The organism is Geobacter anodireducens, from assembly GCA_001628815.1.
In the GTDB taxonomy this organism is placed as follows: Bacteria; Desulfobacterota; Desulfuromonadia; order Geobacterales; family Geobacteraceae; genus Geobacter; species Geobacter anodireducens.
This window is the reverse complement of record CP014963.1, coordinates 84,126-103,695: the sequence shown is the minus strand read 5'-3', so window position 1 is coordinate 103,695 and position 19,570 is coordinate 84,126. Positions and strand designations below refer to the sequence as shown.

At 64.1% G+C, this 19,570-nt stretch carries 15 protein-coding genes and 1 pseudogene; 5 read left to right on the top strand and 11 right to left on the bottom strand.

Annotated features, from left to right (window positions below; all coding sequences use genetic code 11):
- Nucleotides 1-11: 11 nt before the first annotated feature.
- The 5 genes from A2G06_00435 to A2G06_00415 all read right to left on the bottom strand — a co-directional run bounded on the left by A2G06_00435 (nt 12) and on the right by A2G06_00415 (nt 5,310).
- Nucleotides 12-1,676 (bottom strand): glutamine--tRNA ligase, encoded by a 1,665-nt coding sequence (locus tag A2G06_00435; GenBank protein ID ANA39114.1) that lies wholly within the window; start codon nt 1,674-1,676, stop codon nt 12-14.
- Between the two features lie 30 nt (nt 1,677-1,706).
- The gene (locus A2G06_00430; GenBank protein ID ANA39113.1) at nt 1,707-2,180 is read right to left on the bottom strand and encodes a 2-C-methyl-D-erythritol 2,4-cyclodiphosphate synthase; all 474 of its coding nucleotides are present in this window, start codon (nt 2,178-2,180) and stop codon (nt 1,707-1,709) included.
- Between the two features lie 43 nt (nt 2,181-2,223).
- Nucleotides 2,224-2,922, bottom strand: coding sequence for a 2-C-methyl-D-erythritol 4-phosphate cytidylyltransferase (locus tag A2G06_00425; GenBank protein ID ANA39112.1), 699 nt, complete (start codon nt 2,920-2,922; stop codon nt 2,224-2,226).
- A 152-nt stretch (nt 2,923-3,074) separates the two neighbouring features.
- Complete coding sequence (locus tag A2G06_00420) at nt 3,075-4,463, bottom strand: L-seryl-tRNA(Sec) selenium transferase (protein ID ANA39111.1); 1,389 nt, start codon at nt 4,461-4,463, stop codon at nt 3,075-3,077.
- 139 nt (nt 4,464-4,602) lie between these two features.
- A complete protein-coding gene (locus tag A2G06_00415; protein ID ANA39110.1) occupies nt 4,603-5,310 on the bottom strand; it encodes a GntR family transcriptional regulator in 708 nt (235 codons plus the stop codon).
- Between the two features lie 272 nt (nt 5,311-5,582).
- Between A2G06_00415 and A2G06_00410 the strand changes: the two genes are divergently transcribed.
- Complete coding sequence (locus tag A2G06_00410; protein ANA39109.1) at nt 5,583-6,353, top strand: AP endonuclease; 771 nt, start codon at nt 5,583-5,585, stop codon at nt 6,351-6,353.
- A gap of 36 nt (nt 6,354-6,389) precedes the next feature.
- Here A2G06_00410 and A2G06_00405 read toward each other — a convergent pair whose 3' ends face one another.
- Nucleotides 6,390-7,832, bottom strand: a complete 1,443-nt coding sequence (locus tag A2G06_00405) for a cardiolipin synthase (GenBank protein ANA39108.1) — start codon at nt 7,830-7,832, stop codon at nt 6,390-6,392.
- A 257-nt stretch (nt 7,833-8,089) separates the two neighbouring features.
- Here A2G06_00405 and A2G06_00400 point away from each other — a divergent pair, with 257 nt between their 5' ends.
- The 4 genes and pseudogenes from A2G06_00400 to A2G06_00385 all read left to right on the top strand — a co-directional run bounded on the left by A2G06_00400 (nt 8,090) and on the right by A2G06_00385 (nt 11,743).
- Nucleotides 8,090-9,436, top strand: coding sequence for a 16S rRNA (cytosine(967)-C(5))-methyltransferase (locus A2G06_00400; protein ID ANA39107.1), 1,347 nt, complete (start codon nt 8,090-8,092; stop codon nt 9,434-9,436).
- Between the two features lie 35 nt (nt 9,437-9,471).
- Nucleotides 9,472-10,137 (top strand): ribulose-phosphate 3-epimerase, encoded by a 666-nt coding sequence (locus tag A2G06_00395; protein ID ANA39106.1) that lies wholly within the window; start codon nt 9,472-9,474, stop codon nt 10,135-10,137.
- A gap of 44 nt (nt 10,138-10,181) precedes the next feature.
- A pseudogene (locus tag A2G06_00390) lies at nt 10,182-10,762 on the top strand (coenzyme A pyrophosphatase).
- Between the two features lie 54 nt (nt 10,763-10,816).
- Nucleotides 10,817-11,743: a diguanylate cyclase response regulator gene (locus tag A2G06_00385; GenBank protein ANA39105.1), complete on the top strand. Its 927-nt coding sequence runs from the start codon at nt 10,817-10,819 to the stop codon at nt 11,741-11,743.
- Here the strand turns inward: A2G06_00385 and A2G06_00380 are convergent.
- Genes A2G06_00380 through gatA form a run of 5 tightly spaced genes read right to left on the bottom strand, consistent with a single transcriptional unit; the run spans nt 11,729 to nt 19,531 of the window.
- Nucleotides 11,729-12,373 (bottom strand): endonuclease, encoded by a 645-nt coding sequence (locus A2G06_00380; protein ANA39104.1) that lies wholly within the window; start codon nt 12,371-12,373, stop codon nt 11,729-11,731. The two genes, A2G06_00385 and A2G06_00380, sit on opposite strands and share 15 nt — an antisense overlap.
- Nucleotides 12,374-12,377: 4 nt before the next feature.
- The gene (locus A2G06_00375) at nt 12,378-15,563 is read right to left on the bottom strand and encodes a glutamine-synthetase adenylyltransferase (protein ANA39103.1); all 3,186 of its coding nucleotides are present in this window, start codon (nt 15,561-15,563) and stop codon (nt 12,378-12,380) included.
- Nucleotides 15,560-16,600, bottom strand: a complete 1,041-nt coding sequence (locus A2G06_00370; protein ANA39102.1) for an S-methyl-5-thioribose-1-phosphate isomerase — start codon at nt 16,598-16,600, stop codon at nt 15,560-15,562. Before A2G06_00370 ends, A2G06_00375 begins: the two co-directional genes overlap by 4 nt.
- 16 nt (nt 16,601-16,616) lie before the next feature.
- Nucleotides 16,617-18,056 (bottom strand): aspartyl/glutamyl-tRNA amidotransferase subunit B, encoded by a 1,440-nt coding sequence (locus A2G06_00365; protein ANA39101.1) that lies wholly within the window; start codon nt 18,054-18,056, stop codon nt 16,617-16,619.
- A 17-nt stretch (nt 18,057-18,073) separates the two neighbouring features.
- Nucleotides 18,074-19,531 (bottom strand): aspartyl/glutamyl-tRNA amidotransferase subunit A, encoded by a 1,458-nt coding sequence (gene gatA / locus A2G06_00360; protein ID ANA39100.1) that lies wholly within the window; start codon nt 19,529-19,531, stop codon nt 18,074-18,076.
- Nucleotides 19,532-19,570 lie beyond the last annotated feature (39 nt).

The following is a 19,570-nucleotide window of genomic DNA, read 5'->3' as shown; positions in this document are numbered from 1 at the left end:
AATTCTACGTATTACTTCTTGGCCCACGAATCCCGCAGCGTCACGGTCCGGTTGAAGACCGGCGCGCCGGGCTGCGAATCGACGCGGTCAGCGCAGAAGTATCCCTGACGCTCGAACTGGAAGCGATCCTCGGGCCGGGCCAGAGCCAGGGAGGGCTCCAGCCGGCAATCCCGAACGATTTCCACCGACAGGGGATTGAGAAGCTCCTTCCAGTCGTCGCCCGAGGGGTTGGGAACGGTGAAGAGCCGATCGTAAAGCCTGACCTCGGCAGTCACGGCATGGGTCGCCGAGACCCAGTGAATGACCCCCTTGACCTTGCGCTCCGAACCGGGAAGGCCGCTGCGGGTCTCCGGATCATAGGTGCAGCGTACCGTGGTCACGTTCCCCTCGCCATCACGCTCCACCCCGGTGCATTTCACGATGTACGCGCCCCGCAGGCGGATTTCTTCGCCCGGCGAAAGACGCTTGAACCCCTTGGGAGGGACCTCCATGAAATCGTCGCGCTCGATGAAAAGCTCCCGTCCAAAGGGGACCGGCCGGCCGCCCAGGTCGGGACGCTGGGGGTGATAGGCAATGGTGAGATCCTCCGCCGCCCCCTCGGGATAGTTTTCGATCACCAGCCGAAGGGGCCGCAAGACCGCCATGACCCGGGGGGCGCGTTCGTTCAGATCCTGGCGCACGCTCTCTTCCAGAATGCTCATGTCGATCCAGCTATCGCTGCGTCCCACGCCGATGGTGTCGCAGAAATTCCGGATCGCCCCGGGGGTGAAGCCCCGGCGGCGGATGCCCATGATGGTCGGCATGCGTGGGTCGTCCCAGCCGGTCACGTCGCCGTCCTTCACCAACTGGAGCAGCTTGCGCTTGCTCATGACCGCATAGGTGAGGTTCAGGCGGGCGAACTCGTACTGACGCGGCCGGGTCGGTACCGGCAGGTTATCCAGAAACCACTCGTAAAGCGGCTTATGATCTTCGAACTCCAGGGTGCAGACGGAGTGGGTGATCCCTTCGATGGCGTCCGACTGGCCATGGGCGTAGTCATACATGGGGTAGATACACCACTTGTCGCCGGCATGGGGGTGCGGGGCATGGAGAATCCGGTACATGACCGGATCCCGCAGGTTGATGTTGGGCGAGGCCATGTCGATCCTGGCCCGCAGCACCTTTGCTCCATCGGGAAACTCCCCGGCCCGCATCCGGCGGAACAGATCCAGGTTTTCCTCCGCAGTGCGGCTGCGGTAGGGACTCTCCTTGCCCGGCTCGGTGAGGGTGCCGCGGTAGGAGCGGATCTCATCGGCCGTCAAGTCGTCCACGTAGGCCTTGCCCTGCATGATGAGGTATTCGGCCCACTGGTAGAGTTGCTCGAAGTAGTCGGAGGCGTAATAGCAGTGCTCCCCCCACTCGAAGCCGAGCCACCGGACGCTCTCCTTGATCGACTCGATGTACTCGGTCTCCTCTTTCACCGGGTTGGTGTCGTCGAAGCGGAGATGGCAGCGTCCCCCGAAATCCCGCGCCAGCCCGAAGTTGAGGCAGATTGATTTGGCGTGGCCGATGTGGAGATAGCCATTGGGCTCGGGGGGGAAACGGGTGACAATGGTCCGGTGCTTGCCGCTCTTGAGATCATCCTCGACGATGGTTCGCAGGAAGTTGGTGACGTGGGCTGGTTCAGTGGTCGACATTGGGCTGTCCTCGCGCAATTCTATGGGCTGCTATTTCTCTTCCATGAGCACCACCGCGTAGGCGGCGATCCCCTCGCCACGCCCCGCGAACCCAAGCTCTTCGGTGGTGGTCGCCTTGACGTTCACCCGATCGGGGTCCGCCATCAGGTCGGCGGCGATATGTTCACGCATGAGAGGGATATGGGACGCCATCTTGGGGCGCTGGGCCACGATGGTGGCATCCAGGTTGCCGAGGCGGAATCCGTGCCGGTCCGCCAGTTCCATGACGTGGCGGAGCAGTGCCCGGCTGTCGGCGCCCTTGTACCGGGGATCGGTGTCGGGAAAATGCTTGCCGATATCTCCCAGGGCCAGGGCACCGAGAATGGCGTCTGAGATGGCGTGGAGCAACACATCGGCATCCGAATGCCCCAGCAGGCCCAGGTCGTAGGGAATGTCGACGCCGCCGACGATCAGTTTTCGTCCCATCACCAGGCGGTGAACGTCATAGCCGTGGCCGATCCTCATGGTATGCACCTTTCTTTCGCAACGCGCGGAGCCGGTCGCCCACTCACGCCGCGATCTCCTTCAGAAACGCCTCGGCCAGGACCATGTCCTCGGGCGTCGTGATCTTGATATTGCGGTAATCTCCCACGACGATCCTCACGCTACGGCCCAGGCGCTCCACGAGCATGGCATCGTCGGTGCCGAGAAAGCGTTCCGCATCGGCAATTTCGTGAGCCGCGCGGATGACGGCGTAGCGGAACGCCTGGGGCGTCTGGGCGAGCCAAAGGGTCTCCCGGGGGGGGGTGCCGGTGATGATACCGTCTTCGACCGTCTTCACCGTGTCCTTGGCCGGCACGGCCACGAGGGCTCCGTCGTCCTCCCGGGCCACGGCGGCGGCCCGGGCCAGCACGTCCGCACTGACAAAGGGGCGGACCCCATCATGGATAAGGACCACGTCGTCATCCGCCGCAACCCCCTCCATGGCCCGCAGCCCGTTCAGGACCGAGTGCTGGCGCTCCGCACCGCCGGCAACAATGCCGCGAACCTTGGCGAAACCGTAGCGTTCGACTACCTGTTCACGGCAGAAGGGAATCTCGTCCTCGGGAGTGATGACAAATATGCCGTCAACAAAGGACGTCCCCTCGAAAACGCTCAGGGTATGGGCGAGAATCGGCTTCCCCGCAAGGAGGAGGTACTGCTTGTTGATGGAGGCCCCCATCCGCTTACCCATGCCGGCGGCCGGGACCAGGGCGAAAACGGCCATGGTTTCTTCCCCTGGCGCCGTGCTGGGCGGCGCCACAAATACGGCCCGGCCTGCGCGGAAAACGGCGCCGGTCGGGCCGGAATGAGCTGATTATACCGAAGGATCGCTAAAAGACCAGCCAAAAGTAGTGCGAAGGAGTGCCCCCGGCCGCGTCAGCCGGCCAGCTCCCGCAGGGCGGAGACAACCGCCGGGGCATCGTCGTCCAGGAGGGTCCGCGCATCGAGCAGGAAGCGTCCCCGGTTGATGCGTCCGATCACCGGCACGGCCATGCGCCGGAGCCGCGCCTCCATCTCCTGGGGAGACACCCCGTCCACGTCAACGGCGATGAGTGTCGTGGGCAACTCCAGCAGGGGATAGGCACCACCTCCCACCTGGGAAACACCGTCAAGGGAAGCAAGCCGTACGGAAGAGGGAATGCCGCGGCGCAAACGACGCATGAATTGCCGGGCACGCAGCCGTAGTTCCTCGGCCGAGGCGGTCAACATCCGCAGGGTTGGAATCTCCGCCAGGGCCTGGCGTTCATCCCGGTAGAGGCGCAGGGTTCCCTCGAGGGCCGCCAGGGTCAGCTTGTCGATACGGATAGCCCGGAGCAGGGGATGCTTTTTCAAGGGATCCACATGCGCCTTGCGCCCCACGATGATTCCCGCCTGGGGCCCGCCCAGGAGTTTGTCGCCGCTGAAGGTGACCACATCCACCCCGGCGGAGACGAATTCCTGCACCGTGGGCTCCCCCCGGATGCCGAAGCGGGAGAGATCGATGAGACAACCGCTGCCGATGTCGGCCATGACCGGCAGGCCCAATTCGCGGCCGATGGCGACCATCTCCGGGGCCGTCACCTCTGCGGTAAAGCCGACCACCGCGAAATTGCTGGAGTGAACCTTGAGCAAAAGCCCCGTTTCGGATGTCACCGCTTGGCGGTAATCGCGGGGATGGGTCCGGTTGGTGGTTCCCACCTCGCGGAGAACGGCCCCGCCCTGCTGCATGACGTCCGGGATGCGGAACGACCCGCCGATCTCCACCAGTTCTCCCCGGGAGACAATGACCTCTTTTCCGCCGGCCAGGGCGGACAGGGCCAGCAGAACCGCCGCTGCGTTGTTGTTGACCACGAGCGCGGCCTCTGCGCCGGTCAGTTCACAAAGAAGCTTCTCCACATGGGAGTAGCGGCTCCCCCTCTCGCCCCGCTCCAGATCGAATTCCAGGTTGGAGTAGCCGTAGGCGGTGTCGTCGACACGCTGCCGCACCCGCTCCGCCAGGGGAGAACGCCCCAGGTTCGTGTGAATGACGACGCCGGTGCCATTCACCACCCGGCGAAGGCTGCATGCCGTGCTGCGGGCCACTTCCCGGCCGACCCGGGCCGCAACCGGACCGTCTTCCAGGTCTTCCTCCCGCAAGGATCCTGCGCGGGCCTCGGCGCGCAGGGCATCGAGCACCATGCGGATGGCGGCGAGAACCGTGGGGCGGGGATGGCCTGCCAGCAATCGCTTGACTTCGTCCTGCTCAAGGATGCGGTCAACCTTGGGAATGCGGCTAAAGAGGGTCACGCTCGTCTCCCCGGGCACAAAAATGGCGGCGCAAGGCCAGCTTAGACCTCAGTACCAGATTGGCTCCGGACTGTCAAGGCGGGCAAGGGACAAGATGAAGAGGGGCGGGGGCGCGTGGGAAGCGGAATCGTACCCCGGGCTAGATATCGAGTTGCAGGGCTGCGGCCTGTTCGGCGGGCTTGAGGGGAGGCGCGCCATCGGTTTCCTGCATGAGGACCCGGCCGCCGTACTCTGCGTTCTTGCGGACAAGGGTTTCGGCCATGTCGGCATTGCGGAACTGGAATGCCTCAATGATCCGTTCGTGCTCCTTCACGGAAATATGCATTCGGCCGGGCAGGCTGAGGGAGGCATAGCGGAGCCGCTGGAACTTCCGGACAAGGTTGGTGACGAGCTCCGAGAGTTTCTCGTTGTCGGCGGCCCGGAGGAACAACTCGTGAAAATCGTTGTGAATCCGGAAAAAGTGCCGCACGTCACCCTCATTCGCCAGGTGACGCAGCCTTTCGTTGATGGTCCGGAGTTTTTCGATTTCCTTGTCCGTGAGTTTTTCGCAGGCGCGCCGGGCAGCGTACCCCTCAAGAATACTCTTGATGGCGTAAAACTCCTCCACGTCCCGGGGAGAGAAGAACGTGACAACCGCGCCCTTGCGCGGAATCACGGTCAGATATCCCTCCGATTCCAACTGGCGGAACGCCTCCCGGATCGGTGTGCGGCTGATGCCGAATCGTTCGGCGAGGTCGGGCTCTGCTACCTTTTCGCCCGGCTTGAGGGCGCCGGTCATGATGGCATCGCGAATGGTTTCGAGGATCTTTTCCCTGAGGGTGAGGTGCTTCTCCATCGGTTTTTTCATAAAACTCCACTCCGGCGGGGGCTGACTTATTGTATACAGTATACAGGGATTGTCAAGCAGGAGTTAGCATGTTTTAAAAAAGAAAGGTCTGTTACGAAGCACCCTTACGCCCTTGCCATTTACGGTGCCGGATAGTATCCTTGGGCGCGGCAGAACCGCTACCTCACCGTCATCGTCCGGGGAAACCGTACCTTTGCCACGCTGGAGCAACTGGCAGCCTGCCACTCCTGTGCCGACGCCATCATAACAACACAAGAAAGAGCACCCCGACCATGTCCGATCGTATCCATGCCCATGTCCCCTACCCGATGCTGGCCGACAATCTCGCGGCCGTCACCGCCCGTGGGGTCAATCCCGAAGTCCATTTTTCGGGTGAGGCCCTGGACTCCCTTGTCCCTGAAAAGCTGATAGCCGTTGCCAATACCCTGAACACCACAGGATTGCGTTCCACCATTCATGCGCCGTTCGTGGACCTGAACCCCGGCTCGGCCGAACGCCTCATCCGCGAGGCTACCCGCCACCGGCTCAACCAGGTGATCGATGCCGCGGCGATCCTCACGCCCGACGTGATCGTCTTCCACCCGGGGTACGACCGCTGGCGCTACGGCGAGAGCCAGGATATCTGGCTCGCCCACAGCATTGAGACGTGGGGGTGGGTGCTGGAGCGGACCGAACCCATCGGCTGCACCGTGGCGGTGGAGAACATTTTCGAGGAGGAGCCCTCAACCCTGAAGGCCCTGCTGGAAGAGATCGACCATCCCCGCTTCCGCCACTGTTTCGACGTGGGACACTGGAATCTCTTTCACACGGTGGGGATGGAGGAATGGTTCGATGCCATGGGGCGCTTCGTGGCGGAGGCGCACATCCACGACAATTTCGGCACCCGCGATGACCATCTGCCGCTGGGTGAAGGGACCATCGACTTCGACATCTTCTTTTCCCTCATGGCCCGGCACGCCCCCCAGGCCGTCTGGACCATCGAGGCCCACTGCCCGGCAACCCTGGACAGGGCGCTCGTTGCCATCGAGCGATACCGGAAATGACAACGGCCCGCCGCGGCGGGCCGTTATAGATCAAGGCTACAGGTAGGGAGAAAAGAGCTTGGCCGTGGCGTCCCGCACTTTTTCAGGGAGCGGGCGGCCGTCCATCTCGGCCAGGCTCACCTGCCGCGAGGTGGCAACGGTAGCGGCAAAGTGGCGGGAAAGGGTTCCTGCCAGCTCCCGATCATAGACCTCCAGATTGAGCTCGAAATTGAGCCGCAGACTGCGGGGGTCCAGGTTGGCCGAGCCGATCATGCTCCAGAGACCGTCAACGATGAAGAGCTTGGTGTGGGCAAAGGGGGGCGGCTGGTAAAACACCCGGATGCCCTGTTGCAGGAGTTCCCAGAGGTAGGCCCGGGTGGCCCAGTGGACAAAGGGAAGGTTGTTCTTCGCCGGCAGCACGAGGGTGACCTCCACCCCCCGCAGAGCCGTAGTGACCAGGGCCGAGACCAGGGAACGATCGGGGATGAAGTACGGCGTCATGATCTGGACCGTCCGCGTGGCGCACGACAGGGCCCCCATGATGATCCAGTGGAGCGTATGGTACTCCTTGTCGGGGCCGTCGCCGATGGGACGGGCCAGCGCGTGGCCGGCCGGCGGGATCTGGGGGAAATACCGGACATCATCCAGAAGTTCGCCGGTGACGAAGTACCAATCCTCCAGGAAGACCTGCTGGAGCCCCGCCACCACCGGCCCCGCCACCGAGAAGTGAACATCCCGCGACACGGCGTCTCCCGCCTGTTCAGCCACATGCCGGCCCCCGATGTTCATCCCCCCCGTGTATGCCAGATGGCCGTCCACCACCAAGACTTTGCGGTGGTTGCGCAGGTTCATGTAGATCCCCTGGCGCAACGGCAGGAATCGCTCGACCCTGATCCCCGTCCCAGCCATGAGGGTCCTGGCGCGGGGCCATGAATACTTTTCGCCGACGCCGTCGATGACCACCCGCACGGTGACACCGCGTGCTGCGGCTTCGGCCAGGGCAGTGGCGAACCGGCGCCCGGTGCTGTCGGCATCGAAAATATAGGTGGAAAGATGGATCGAGGATCGGGCCCGGGCAATGGCTTCCAGCATGGCGGGGTACGCCTCTTCGCCACCCTCAAGGGGGACGATGCGGTTTCCCTGGATCAGGGGAGCGCCCACCACCCGGTCGGCCAGATGACGTAGTTCGGAGAGGTATTCGGTCCCTGCCGGGGAGACCGGCGCACTTCCATGCTCGTGGGCTGAACGGAAATGCTCCCCCCCTGCCAGGCGCCGCCCCGTTTCCTGCCACTTGCGGGCCCGGCGAAAGATGCGGTTCACACCCATGCTCCAGTAAAAGAAAGGTCCGAACAGCGGAACCGTGAGGCAGACAACGATCCAGCCGAGGGCCGACCGGGGGTCTCGCTTCATGACAAGGGCGTGACCCGCCGAGCCCACCGAAAGGGCCGCAGCGATTCCCGCGCACACAAAAAGGACTGCGTCATTCAAGTACGAAATCACACCCCATCCCTCGGCTGCGGTGCGAGAACCTCGTCGCACGCGGACTCCGGTCCGGCAGTGTACAGCCGCCCCATTGCGGCATGGCTGCGGACCCCTTATTTTGTACCGTAAAAACAGCCCGCTAGCAACAGAGCCCCGCCGGTAGCCCTCTGCCGCCGGTTTTCTTGCGGATGGACCGCTACCTGAACTATAATGAAATCTCGTCTGCATCCTGCGGCATACCGTCGCGCCATCCAGTTCCGACACCGGGAGCATCCGTGAACCAGTCCACCGCCGACCCACGCCGTTCGGCCTATGATATCCTCGTCCGCGTCGAACGGGAGCGGACCTTTGCCGAACCGCTCATCGACCGGGAATTGTCCGGCGGCATTCTGAGGGGCCCCGACCGGGGGCTCCTGACCGAGCTCGTCTATGGGGTGCTGCGCCGGACGGCAACCCTCGACTACCTGGTGGACCTTTTCTGCGCCACGCGGGCCGCCAAGCTGGAGCGAGCGGTCCTGATCCTGCTCCGCCTGGGGCTCTACCAGATCTTCTTCCTTGACCGGATTCCGGTGTCCGCCGCAGTCAACGAAACGGTGACGCTGGCCCGGGAGAAGGCGCCACGGGCCAGCGGCCTCGTTAATGCGGTCCTCCGCCGGTCCGACCGGGAACGGTCATTGGTCTCCTGGCCCGATCGGGAGCTGGACCCGGCCGGCTACCTCTCCCTCCGCCACTCCCATCCCCGCTGGATCGTGGAGGGGTGGATCGCCCAATTGGGATTCGAAGATGCGGAAGCGCTTGCCGCCGTCATGGCGACGCCCCCTCCCCTCACCGTGCGGGTCAACACGCTGCGGACGTCACGCGAGGCGTACCTCGACCTTCTGAAGGAAGCGGGTACGGAAGCGGAGCCCACGCGCCATTCTCCCCACGGCATCCGTATTCTCTCGCGGACAGCGGTGGCGGCGCTGCCGGGCTTCGGTGAGGGGCTCGCCATCGTGCAGGACGAATCGTCCCAACTGGCCTCGCTCCTCCTGGAGCCCCGGCCCGGCGAGCGGGTCCTCGATGCCTGTGCGTCCCCCGGCGGCAAGGCGACCCACCTTGCCCAGATCATGAGCGACCGGGGCGAGGTCATTGCCTGGGACGTGGCGGAGAAAAAGCTCGTTCCGATCACCGACAATGCCCGCCGTCTGGGCATCGGCATCATCCGGCCCGCCGTGGCCGATGCCCGGAATCCGGAGCAGACCGTCGCCCCCTTCGACCGGATTCTGGTGGATGCCCCCTGCTCAGCCCTGGGGGTGCTGCGCCGCACCCCCGAGGGGAAGTGGTGGAAGACCCCCGACGACGTGGCCCGGCTGGCCCAGAGCCAACGCCGGATACTGGCGGGAGCCGCTTCCCTGCTGAAGCCGGGGGGCACGCTCCTCTACTCCACCTGTTCCACCACAACGGATGAAAATGAGTCAATTATCGAGGATTTTCTTTCGCACCACGCCGATTTCATGTTAGAAGACTTGAATTATCATTTCCCCTGCCTGTCGGAACTCATCACCGGCCGGGGCATGTTCCGCAGTTGGCCCCACTGCCACGGCATGGACGGCTTTTTTGCCGCCCGCCTTCGCCGGGCCTGATGCGGCACCGCATCGAGCAGTTACCGGAGGTTCCCATGAAAAAAATTGCCCCATCGATCCTGTCCGCCGATTTTTCCCGCCTGGGCGACGAGGTGCGTGCCGTGGCGGCGGCCGGGGCCGATTATATCCACGTGGACGTCATGGACGGACATTTCGTGCCCAACATAACCATCGGCCCCCTGGTGGTGGAGGCGGTGCGCAGGGTCACCGAGCTTCCCCTGGACGTCCATCTGATGATCGAGCACCCCGACCGCTACATCCCCGACTTCGCCGCGGCTGGGTCGGACATCATCGTGGTTCATGCGGAGGCGTCCATTCACCTCCACCGCACGATCCAGCTCATCAAGTCCCTGGGCAAGAAGGCAGGGGTATCCCTTAATCCGGCCACTCCCCTCAACTGCCTCGACTATGTCCTCGAAGACCTGGACCTGGTGCTGCTCATGACCGTCAATCCGGGATTCGGCGGCCAGTCGTTCATCGAGGCCTGCATTCCCAAGATCCAGGCGCTGCGGGCCATGCTCGACCGCCGCGGCTGCGAGGCAGAGCTTGAGGTGGACGGCGGGGTGAAAATCGACAACATCGCCCGCATCGCCCATGCCGGCGCCGACGTTTTCGTGGCCGGCAGCGCCGTTTTCGGCAGCCCCGACTATGAAGCGACCATAAAAGAGCTAAAGCGTCGGGCAAAAGAGCCGATACTGTAACTACGCGGCCATTGGCCGCTATTTGGTATCCGAAAGCGACAGAAATGGATGTGCCGGGATTGACCGAACTTGCCGTGCGGATCCGCACGACCCTGGCCGGGCGGACAAGGGTGCCGATGGCGCCGGGACCGGTCCGGCCGCGGTGCTGCTTCCCCTCTTCGAGAGGGACGGCGAGGTCCGGGTCCTTTTCACCAAGCGGACGGAACATCTGAACCACCATCGGGGAGAAATCTCGTTTCCCGGCGGGGTGCGCCATCCCGATGATGCCTCGCCCTGCGATACGGCCCTGCGGGAAACCTGGGAAGAGGTGGGCGTTCCGCCCGGCGACGTGGACATCCTCGGCACACTGGATGATTTCTATTCCATCCACGACTACCTGGTGACCCCCTGCGTGGGAATCATCCGGGGGGATCGCTCCCTGACCGTGAACCCCGACGAGATCGAACGGATCATTGTCGTACCGCTGAAGCACCTGCTGCTGCCCGAAGTCTTCAGAACCGAAGACTGGACGTGGCGGGGACGGACCCATCCCGTCCACTTCTACCGGTACCTGGACGACGAAATATGGGGGCTCACGGCCGCCATACTCTCGCAGTTTCTCAACACGGTATTCCCCCGGTCATGAGACCGGGGCGGGACGATCCCACGGATTCTCCATCGCGCGGAGAAGCATGAAACCATGGCGATGACAGCCCTCATAATCGACGATTCGGAAGTCCTGCGCGAGGAAATAGTGCGCACCCTCAAGGAAGCCCGGCTGTTCGAGACCTACCTGGAAGCCCGGGACGGCCTCGAAGGGTTCAAGATCCTCCTCAACAACAAGGTGGACCTGGTGCTCTGCGACCTGGAAATGCCGAGGATGGACGGGTTCCGCTTCCTTTCCATGACCCGGTCCCGGGGTGAGCTCCAGGATCTTCCGATCATCCTGCTGACCAGCCGGGAAGACCGGGACACGAAAATCCGCGGGCTTGAGCAGGGGGCATCCGACTACGTCACCAAGCCCTTCGACTCGGGAGAGCTGGTTGCCCGGGTCCGGGTCCAGTTGAAAGTGAAGGGGCTCCAGGACGAGTTGAAGCGTTCCAACGAATTGCTGCGCAAACTGTCAATCACCGATCCCCTCACCCACTTGCATAACCGTCGCCATCTGATGGAAATGGTGGACAAGGAGTTCCAGCGGGCCTCCCGCAAGGGTGGCGCCCTTTCCCTGGTTATTCTTGATATCGACTATTTCAAGAAGATCAACGACACCTATGGTCATCAGGAGGGGGACAAGGTCCTGGTGACCCTTGCCGGGATAGTCTGCCAACGGCTTCGCAGCTACGATGTGGCTGCCCGCTACGGGGGCGAAGAGTTTGTCCTGCTGCTGCCGGAAACCCCTTTGCAGGAGGCCCAGGCCATTGCCGAACGGCTCCGGCTGGAGGTGCAGGACCATGTCTTCGACGGCAGCCTCCACGGGCAGGTCATCACCATCAGTCTTGGCGTGTCCACCTATCCGTCGCCCCGCGTGGAGGGGACCGACTCCCTCTTCAGGCAGGCCGACGAGGCCCTCTACCGGGCCAAGCAGAACGGTCGCAACCGGGTGGAGCTCATGTCAGGCTCGACATAGCAGGTGGAGCCCGCACCCGCCGCAACGGGGGCGGGTGGTGCAGTGCCGCTTGCAGTGCTCCACGACGAGGGCGTGATATTCGTTGAACAGCGCCGTATCGTCGGGAAGGTTGCCCATGAAGAGCGCACGGACGGACTCATAGTCGGCCGTCGGCTCCACGAGACCCAGGGCGGAAAAAAGACGTTTCGTATAGGCATCAACCACGAAGGTGGGCTTTTCTCCCGCATAGAGCAGGATCGAGTCGGCGGTTTCCCGACCGATCCCCCGCACCCCGAGCAGTTCCCGTCGAAGCTCCCGCCACTCCCCCGCGAACATCCGCTCCAGCTTCCCGTCGAAGCGTTCGAAGAGAAAACCGACAAAATCCTTGAGCCGCACGCTTTTGACGTTATAGTAACCGGCCGGCCGGATCGTCTCCGCCAGTGCGGCCACAGGTACATCGCGCAGCCCTTCCGGGGAGAGGAGCCCTGCTGCCTTGAGCCGGGCAATGGCCTTTTCCACGTTGCCCCAGTTGGTATTCTGGGTCAGGATCGCACCGACGCAGACCTCGAAGGGGGTGTCGGCGGGCCACCAGTGGCGGGGTCCGTAGGCCGCGAAGAGCTGGTCGTAGACCGCCATGAGCCGGTCGCGCACCCCCTCAGGCCCACCCGCGGATGTCGCCGAGAATCCGCTCGTACACCTGCCGGACCGCCTCGGTAACCTCTTCATACTCCTTCATGAGAGCGTTGCCCGGGTGCCGCAGCTTCGGGTCATACCCCAGACGGCGGGCCAGTGCGTCAAGATAGTTCTGGTCTCCTCCCAGATCGTTGATGGAGTAGTCGTGGATGAGCCGCAGCCGGTTTTCCAGGCGACGGAGGAACTTGTAGCCCGCCTGGAGGGTGACGATGTCGTCCTCGGCGAGGATGCCGAACAGGTGCATGGCCTTGAGCGCCAGGAGCGTATTGGTGCTGCGGATTTCCGGGTGGGCATGTCCCTCGCGCAGTTGGAGGTACTGGACCAGAAACTCGATGTCGACGATCCCGCCCCGGCCGGTCTTGATGTTGAAGCTTCCCGCCTTCTCCCTGGCCAGCTCTACTTCCATGCGAGTCCGCAGCCGGTGGATCTCCTTGCGCTCCTCTTCGCCGGCCCCGCTACCGTACACCGTGCTCTGGACGACCTCCTCGATCTCTTTCCGCAGCCGCTCATCGGCAAAGACCACCCGTGCCTTGGTCAGGGCCTGGCGCTCCCAGATCTGGGCCTCGGTGCGGTGGTATTCCCGGAACGAACCAATGGAGGTGACCAGGGGCCCCGCATTGCCCGACGGCCGCAGCCGCGTGTCGAGCTTGTAGACGTACCCTTCCCTGGTCTGGGTGGTGAGGATGGAGATGATCTTCTGGCCCAGCTTGGCGAAATACTCGTGGTTGGATACCTGGCGCGCCCCTCCTTCGGTCGTCCCCTGCTGGTCGTAGATGTAGATGATATCCAGGTCCGAGTGGTAGTTGAGCTCGTTGCCCCCCATCTTGCCCATGGCCACCACGGCGAAATGGGCCTGGCGCAGATCGCCGTCGGCATCCCGGTACATGGGCCGACCGAACCGGGCGAGTTCCTTCTTGGCCATGCGGCAGGCCGCGGCGAGACAGACCTCGGCCAGCCCGGTCAACTGGAAGGTGAGCTCCGACTGTCCCAACTTGCCGTAGATGTCGTTCATGCCGATCCGGAGAAACTCCTCGTGGCGGTAACGGCGGAGGATGTCGAGGCGTTCCTCGTAATCGTCTGCCGCGTCGAGCATCCCCTGCAATTCGGCCTCCATGACGCTTCGGCTCTTCATGTAGGTGGCGCCGGCCCGGGACACGAGGCTGTCCAGAAGTTCGGGATGGCCGATAAATATCTTGGACAGGAATTCGGATGTCCCGAACAGGGAAATCAGGAGCTTGATGGTTTCCCTGTTTTCGGCCAGAAGGGCATAGACGGACGAGCGGGAGCCCACCGCTCCCAGGAAGCGCTCCAGGTTGTTGAGGGTCAGGTCCGGGTCGGGCGAGCCGAAGATCTCCTGGAGCAGGAGCGGGGAAATTTTCTCCAGCAGCCGCCGGCCCCGTTCGGTCAGGTGGGCCCGCGGCGGACCGTCGCGCAGGAGCAGCAGGTTTTCGTAGGCAGTATCCACGTTCCTGAAGCCCCGCTCCGCCAGCATATCCTTGACCAGGTCGGGATCGGCGGCGCGATCGAAAAAACTGTAGGTTTCGGGCCGGACCTCTTCCCTCAGGCGCTCGTCACGGGAGAGGAACAGACCGCCGTAAACGGCCGACACCCGGCTCCGGTGATGCTCAAGGGTCTCCCGGAACTTTTCCAGGCCGTTCTTGCGGAGAAAGCCGCAGCGCCGGGCAAGGGCGAGCATTTCATCGTCCTTTTTCGGCAGGGAGTGGGTCTGCCGCTCCTGGACCACCTGAATGCGGTGCTCAACGGTCCGGAGGAAGCGGTAGGCCTCGGTGAGCGCTCCCGCATCGTCCTCGCCGATGAGCCTGGCATCCCTCAGCGAGGCCAGGGCCTTGAGGGAATTGCGCTCGCGCAGATGGGGATTCTTGCCGGCATACACCAGTTGCAGAGCCTGGATGAAGAATTCGATCTCACGGATTCCGCCGCGGCCCAGCTTGATGTTGCACTCGCTCTCCTGCTGCCGGGCGATGGAGGCGTCGATCTTCTTCTTCATGACCATCATGTCCTCGATCAGGTTGTAATCAAGGTATTTGCGATGGACAAACGGCTCGATGGCCCGGAGCACCTGGTTCCCCAGCTCGATGGAGCCCGCCACTGGGCGCGCCTTCAGCATGGCCGCCCGCTCCCAGGACTGGCCCCAGTACTCGTAGTATGTGGCGGCCGAGTGGAGGGAGCAGGCCAGATCGCCGCTCTTCCCCTCGGGGCGCAGCCCCATGTCCACCCGGAACACGAACCCGTCGGCCGTCACCTGGGAGATGGCCTTGGTGACCATCTCTCCCATCTTCACAAAAAAGGAGTGGAGGGATATCTTGCCCCGCTTGCCCCCCCGGCCGTCGTCGATCCCCTCGGTTTCGCCCTTATCCGAGGAGTAAAAATAGATCAGATCGATATCCGAGGAAAAGTTGAGCTCGCGGCCGCCGAACTTGCCCATCCCCATGACCGTGAACTCCGCCTCCCGGGAGCCGTCGGCGGTCACCATGAGGGGGTGGCCGTGATCCTTTACGAGCTTGCGCCGCGCGGCATCGCAGGCCACCTGGAGAGTAGCCGCCGCCAGGGCGGAAAGCTCGGCCGTCACCTCCTCCAGGGAAGCGAGACCGTTCAGGTCCCGGGCGGCGATGCGGAGAACCTCCTGAAACTTGAACCGACGCAGGACCGGAAAGAGGTCGGCATGGTCGACCCCCTTGGCCTGGGAGCGGAGCGTCGCCAGCATCTCCTGCTCACTGCGCCTGATATCGATGGCTCTGGTGACGAACAACTGGTGGAAGAAGGCGGGATCGCGGCAGAGGATGTTGACGAGGAAGGGGGACGAACCGCACAGCACGAGCAACTGCGCACGGCGCTCCTTGCGGCTGCAGACGTCGATGAGTTCCTGCCGGTCTGCCACGCCCCCGACCCGTTCGAGGCCATTCAGGGCCATGTCGGGCAGGGGAGCTGCAAGGGAGGCGGCGGCCAGCTCAGCCACCATCCGATCGGGCAGCGTTCCCTGGAGCAGGCGCAGGTTGGCGGCCGAACGGGCCGGGTAGACGAACCCCTCCTTTTCCAGCAACTCCGTTAGGGGTTGATCGCCGCCGCTGTCCCCAGCGGCGGCCAGGGCCTCTTCGATTCGTCGAACGAACTCGCTACTGCGGCTCATGGCGCCACGAGGCCCCGAAGGCCGGTGGCGTAATCACCGCTCACCACCCCCTGCTCGGTGATGATGGCGGATATGTAGCGGGCGGGCGTCACATCGAACGCCGGGTTGCGTACCCGGATTCCCTCGGGTGCCACCGGGAATCCGTTCAGATGGGTCACCTCACGGGAGTGGCGCTCCTCGATGGGGATCTGGTCCCCGTTCTCCAGAGAGAGATCGAGGGTGGTGGTGGGTGCCGCCACGTAGAAGGGGATGTTGTTCTCCCTGGCCAGGACTGCCACGCTGTAAGTGCCGATCTTGTTGGCCGTGTCGCCGTTGGCGGCGATCCGGTCGGCCCCCACGACGCAGCAGGTGATCTCGCCCCGCTTCATGAAGAAGCCGGCCATGTTGTCGGAGATGAGGGTCACCGGAATGCCGTCCTTCATGAGCTCCCAGGCGGTAAGCCGCGCCCCCTGGAGCCACGGGCGAGTCTCGTCGGCGAACACCTGGATCTTTTTCCCTGCCTCGTGGGCCGCTCTGATGACCCCGAGGGCCGTGCCGTAGCCCGCCGTGGCGAGCCCGCCGGCATTGCAGTGGGTCAGGACCGTGGCCCCCTCGGGAATCAGCGCCGACCCGTGCCGACCAATGGCCTTGCAGAGCTCAAGGTCTTCCTGCTCGATCCGGATCGCCTCAGCCTTGAGGATCTCGCGCAACTCGTCCAGGGGCCTGTCGTGATGTTCACTGGCCACCCGCTTCATCCGCTCGATGGCCCAGAAGAGGTTCACCGCCGTGGGGCGGGTGCGGGCCATGACCTCGCAGACATTCTCCATCTGCCGGAAAAACGATTCATAGGTGTCGGCGATGATCTCCCGGGCGCCCAGGGCCACTCCCATGGCCGCCGCCACTCCGATGGCCGGAGCCCCCCGGATGACCATCCCCCGGATCGCCTCGGCCACGCTCTTGTAGTCGGCGTACTCGCAGTAGACCTCCTCGCCGGGCAGGCGGGTCTGGTCGATCATGACAACCTTGTCGTCGCGCCACTCTATGGTTCTGAAGGACATGGGAACCTCGTCGTGTTTAGCCTTTCAGCTTCTTCATCAGCAGTTCGTTCACCACCGCCGGGTTGGCCTTGCCTTTGGAGGCCCGCATCACCTGGCCCACGAAGAAGCCGAAGACCTTCTCCTTGCCGCCGCGGAACTCCTCCACCTGGCCCATGTTGGCGGCCATGATCTCGTCGATGATCTTCTCGATTTCGCCGGTGTCGGAGACCTGGACGAGCCCCTTCTCCTCCACGATGGCCTCAGGTGCCTTGTCGCTTTGCCACATCTCGTCGAAGACGGTCTTGGCGATCTTGCCGGAGATGGTGCCCTTCTCGATCAGTTGCAGCAGGGCCGTGAGACGGGCCGGCGTAACCGGGCATTCGGCGATGCCCGTGCCCGCCTCGTTCAGGGCGCGGGTCACCTCGCCCATGACCCAGTTGGCCGCCCCCTTGGCCGGGGCGCCCGCGGCAAGGCAGGCCTCGAAGTACTCGGCCATCTCCCGGGTGGCGGTGAGGACCTCTGCGTCATAGTCGGAAAGCCCCAGCTCGGAGCGGTAGCGGCTCCGCCGCGCATCGGGGAGTTCCGGAAGGGAAAGCCGCGCGTCCTCGACCCAGTCGTTGGAGATGACCAGCGGCACCAGGTCGGGGTCGGGGAAGTAGCGGTAGTCGTGGGCCTCCTCCTTGCCGCGCATGGAGCGTGTTTCACCGGTATTCGGATCGAAGAGGCGGGTCTCCTGCACCACCTTCCCTCCCTCCTCGATCAGCTCGATCTGCCGCTCGATCTCGTGCTCGATGGCCTGCTTCACGAAGCGGAACGAGTTGACGTTCTTGGTCTCGGTACGGGTGCCGAAGGTCGTGGACCCCACGGGCATGACCGACACGTTGGCGTCGCAGCGGAAGCTCCCCTCCTCCATGTTGCCGTCGCAGATGCCCAGATAGACCACGATCTGGTGGAGCTTCCTGAGATAGGCCACCGCCTCGTCGGCGCTGCGGATGTCCGGTTCCGAGACGATTTCCAGCAGCGGCGTGCAGGCACGGTTCAGGTCCACGCCGGACCCGCTCCCCAGGCCGGGGATGTCGGCGTGCACCAGCTTGCCGGCATCCTCCTCCATGTGGATGCGGGTGATGCCGATCCGCTTGACCTGGCCGTCCACCTCGATGTCCAGATGTCCGTTCTGGCAGATGGGAAGTTCGTACTGGCTGATCTGGTAGCCCTTGGGCAGGTCCGGGTAGAAATAGTTCTTCCGGGCAAAGACCGAGCGGGGCGCGATCCGGCAGTTGGTGGCGAGGCCGGCCCTGATGGCGAACTCCACCACTTTCTTGTTGAGCACCGGCAGCACCCCCGGCATGCCGAGGCAGACCGGGCAGGTCTGGGAGTTGGGGGCGGCGCCGAACTTCGTGGAGCATCCGCAGAAGATCTTGGTGTCGGTCTTCAGTTGGACGTGGACTTCTAAACCGATGACGGCCTGGTAGTTCATCGAAATCTCCGTGGAGCTTAGAGTTGGGCTGTGCGCCGGTGCCATTCCGTTGCCTGCTCGAAGGCGTGGGCGGCACGCAGGATGGTTTCCTCCCCAAAGGGCCGGCCGATGAGCTGCAGGCCGATGGGAAGACCGGCGGCGCTCATGCCGGCCGGCACGGAGATGGCGCAGGTGCCGGCAAGGTTCACGGGGATGGTGAAGATATCCGACAGGTACATCTGGAGCGGATCATCCACCTTTTCGCCGATCTTGAAGGCCGGTGTCGGAGCCACCGGCGTGAGCAGGGCGTCCACCTGCTCGAAGGCCTTCATGAAGTCCTGCATGATCAGGGTACGGACTTTCTGGGCCTTCAGGTAGTAGGCGTCGTAATATCCCGAGGAAAGGGCGTAGGTGCCGATCATGATCCGGCGCTTCACCTCGGCGCCGAATCCCTCGGCGCGGCTGCGGCGGAACATGTCGATCAGGTTCGCGGCCCCGTCCGCCCGGTGCCCGAAGCGGACCCCGTCGTAGCGGGCCAGGTTGGAGCTGGCCTCGGCGGTGGCGATGAGGTAGTAGGTGGCCACGGCATAGTCGGTGTGAGGGAGCGAAACCTCCACGAACTCGGCGCCGAGCCCCCGGTAGGTTTCGATGGCGGCATCCAGTGCCCGCTTCACGTCCGGGTCGAGCCCCTCGCGATAGTACTCCTTCGGCAGGCCCAGCCTGAGCCCCTTCACCCGGCCGGTGAGGGCTGCGGCGTAATCGGGCACCGGCAGATCGATGCTGGTGGAGTCGAGGGGGTCGTGACCGGCCACGGCCCCCAGCATAAGGGCGCAGTCGGTCACGTCGCGGGTCACGGGCCCCACCTGGTCCAGGGACGAGGCATAGGCGATGACCCCGTAGCGGGAGACCCGGCCGTAGGTGGGGCGCAGCCCCACGCAGCCGCAGTGGGAGGCGGGCTGCCGGATGGAGCCGCCGGTGTCGGTGCCGAGCGTGGCCGTGGCCGAGCGGGCCGCGATGGCCGCGGCCGAGCCGCTGGACGAACCGCCGGGGGTGCACGCCAGGTTCCAGGGGTTGTTGGTGGCGCCGAAGGCGCTGGATTCACCGGAGGAGCCCATGGCGAACTCGTCCTGGTTGAGTTTGCCCACAATGACCGCCCCCGCCTCCCGGAGCTTCGCCACGACCGTCCCATCATAGGGGGGGATGAACTTCCCGAGGATCTTCGAGCCGCAGGTGGTGCGAATCCCGCGGGTGACGAAGATGTCCTTGAGTGCAACCGGGACGCCGGTGAGGGGGGTCATGGCGCCGGCGGCAATGCGCCGGTCCGCCGCTTCGGCGGCCGCGAGGGCCTCGTCGGGAGTAACGGTAATATAGGCGTTCACCCGGGAGTCGGTGGCCTCGATGCGGGCGAGCAGCGCCCGGGTCGCCTCCACGGAGGAAACCTCCCGTTTCGCCAATTTCTCATGCAGTTCGTACAGGGTCAGCTCAAACAGCTCCATGTCGCTCTGTCTCCAGTCAGTGGGCCTGGCAGTGGCCGG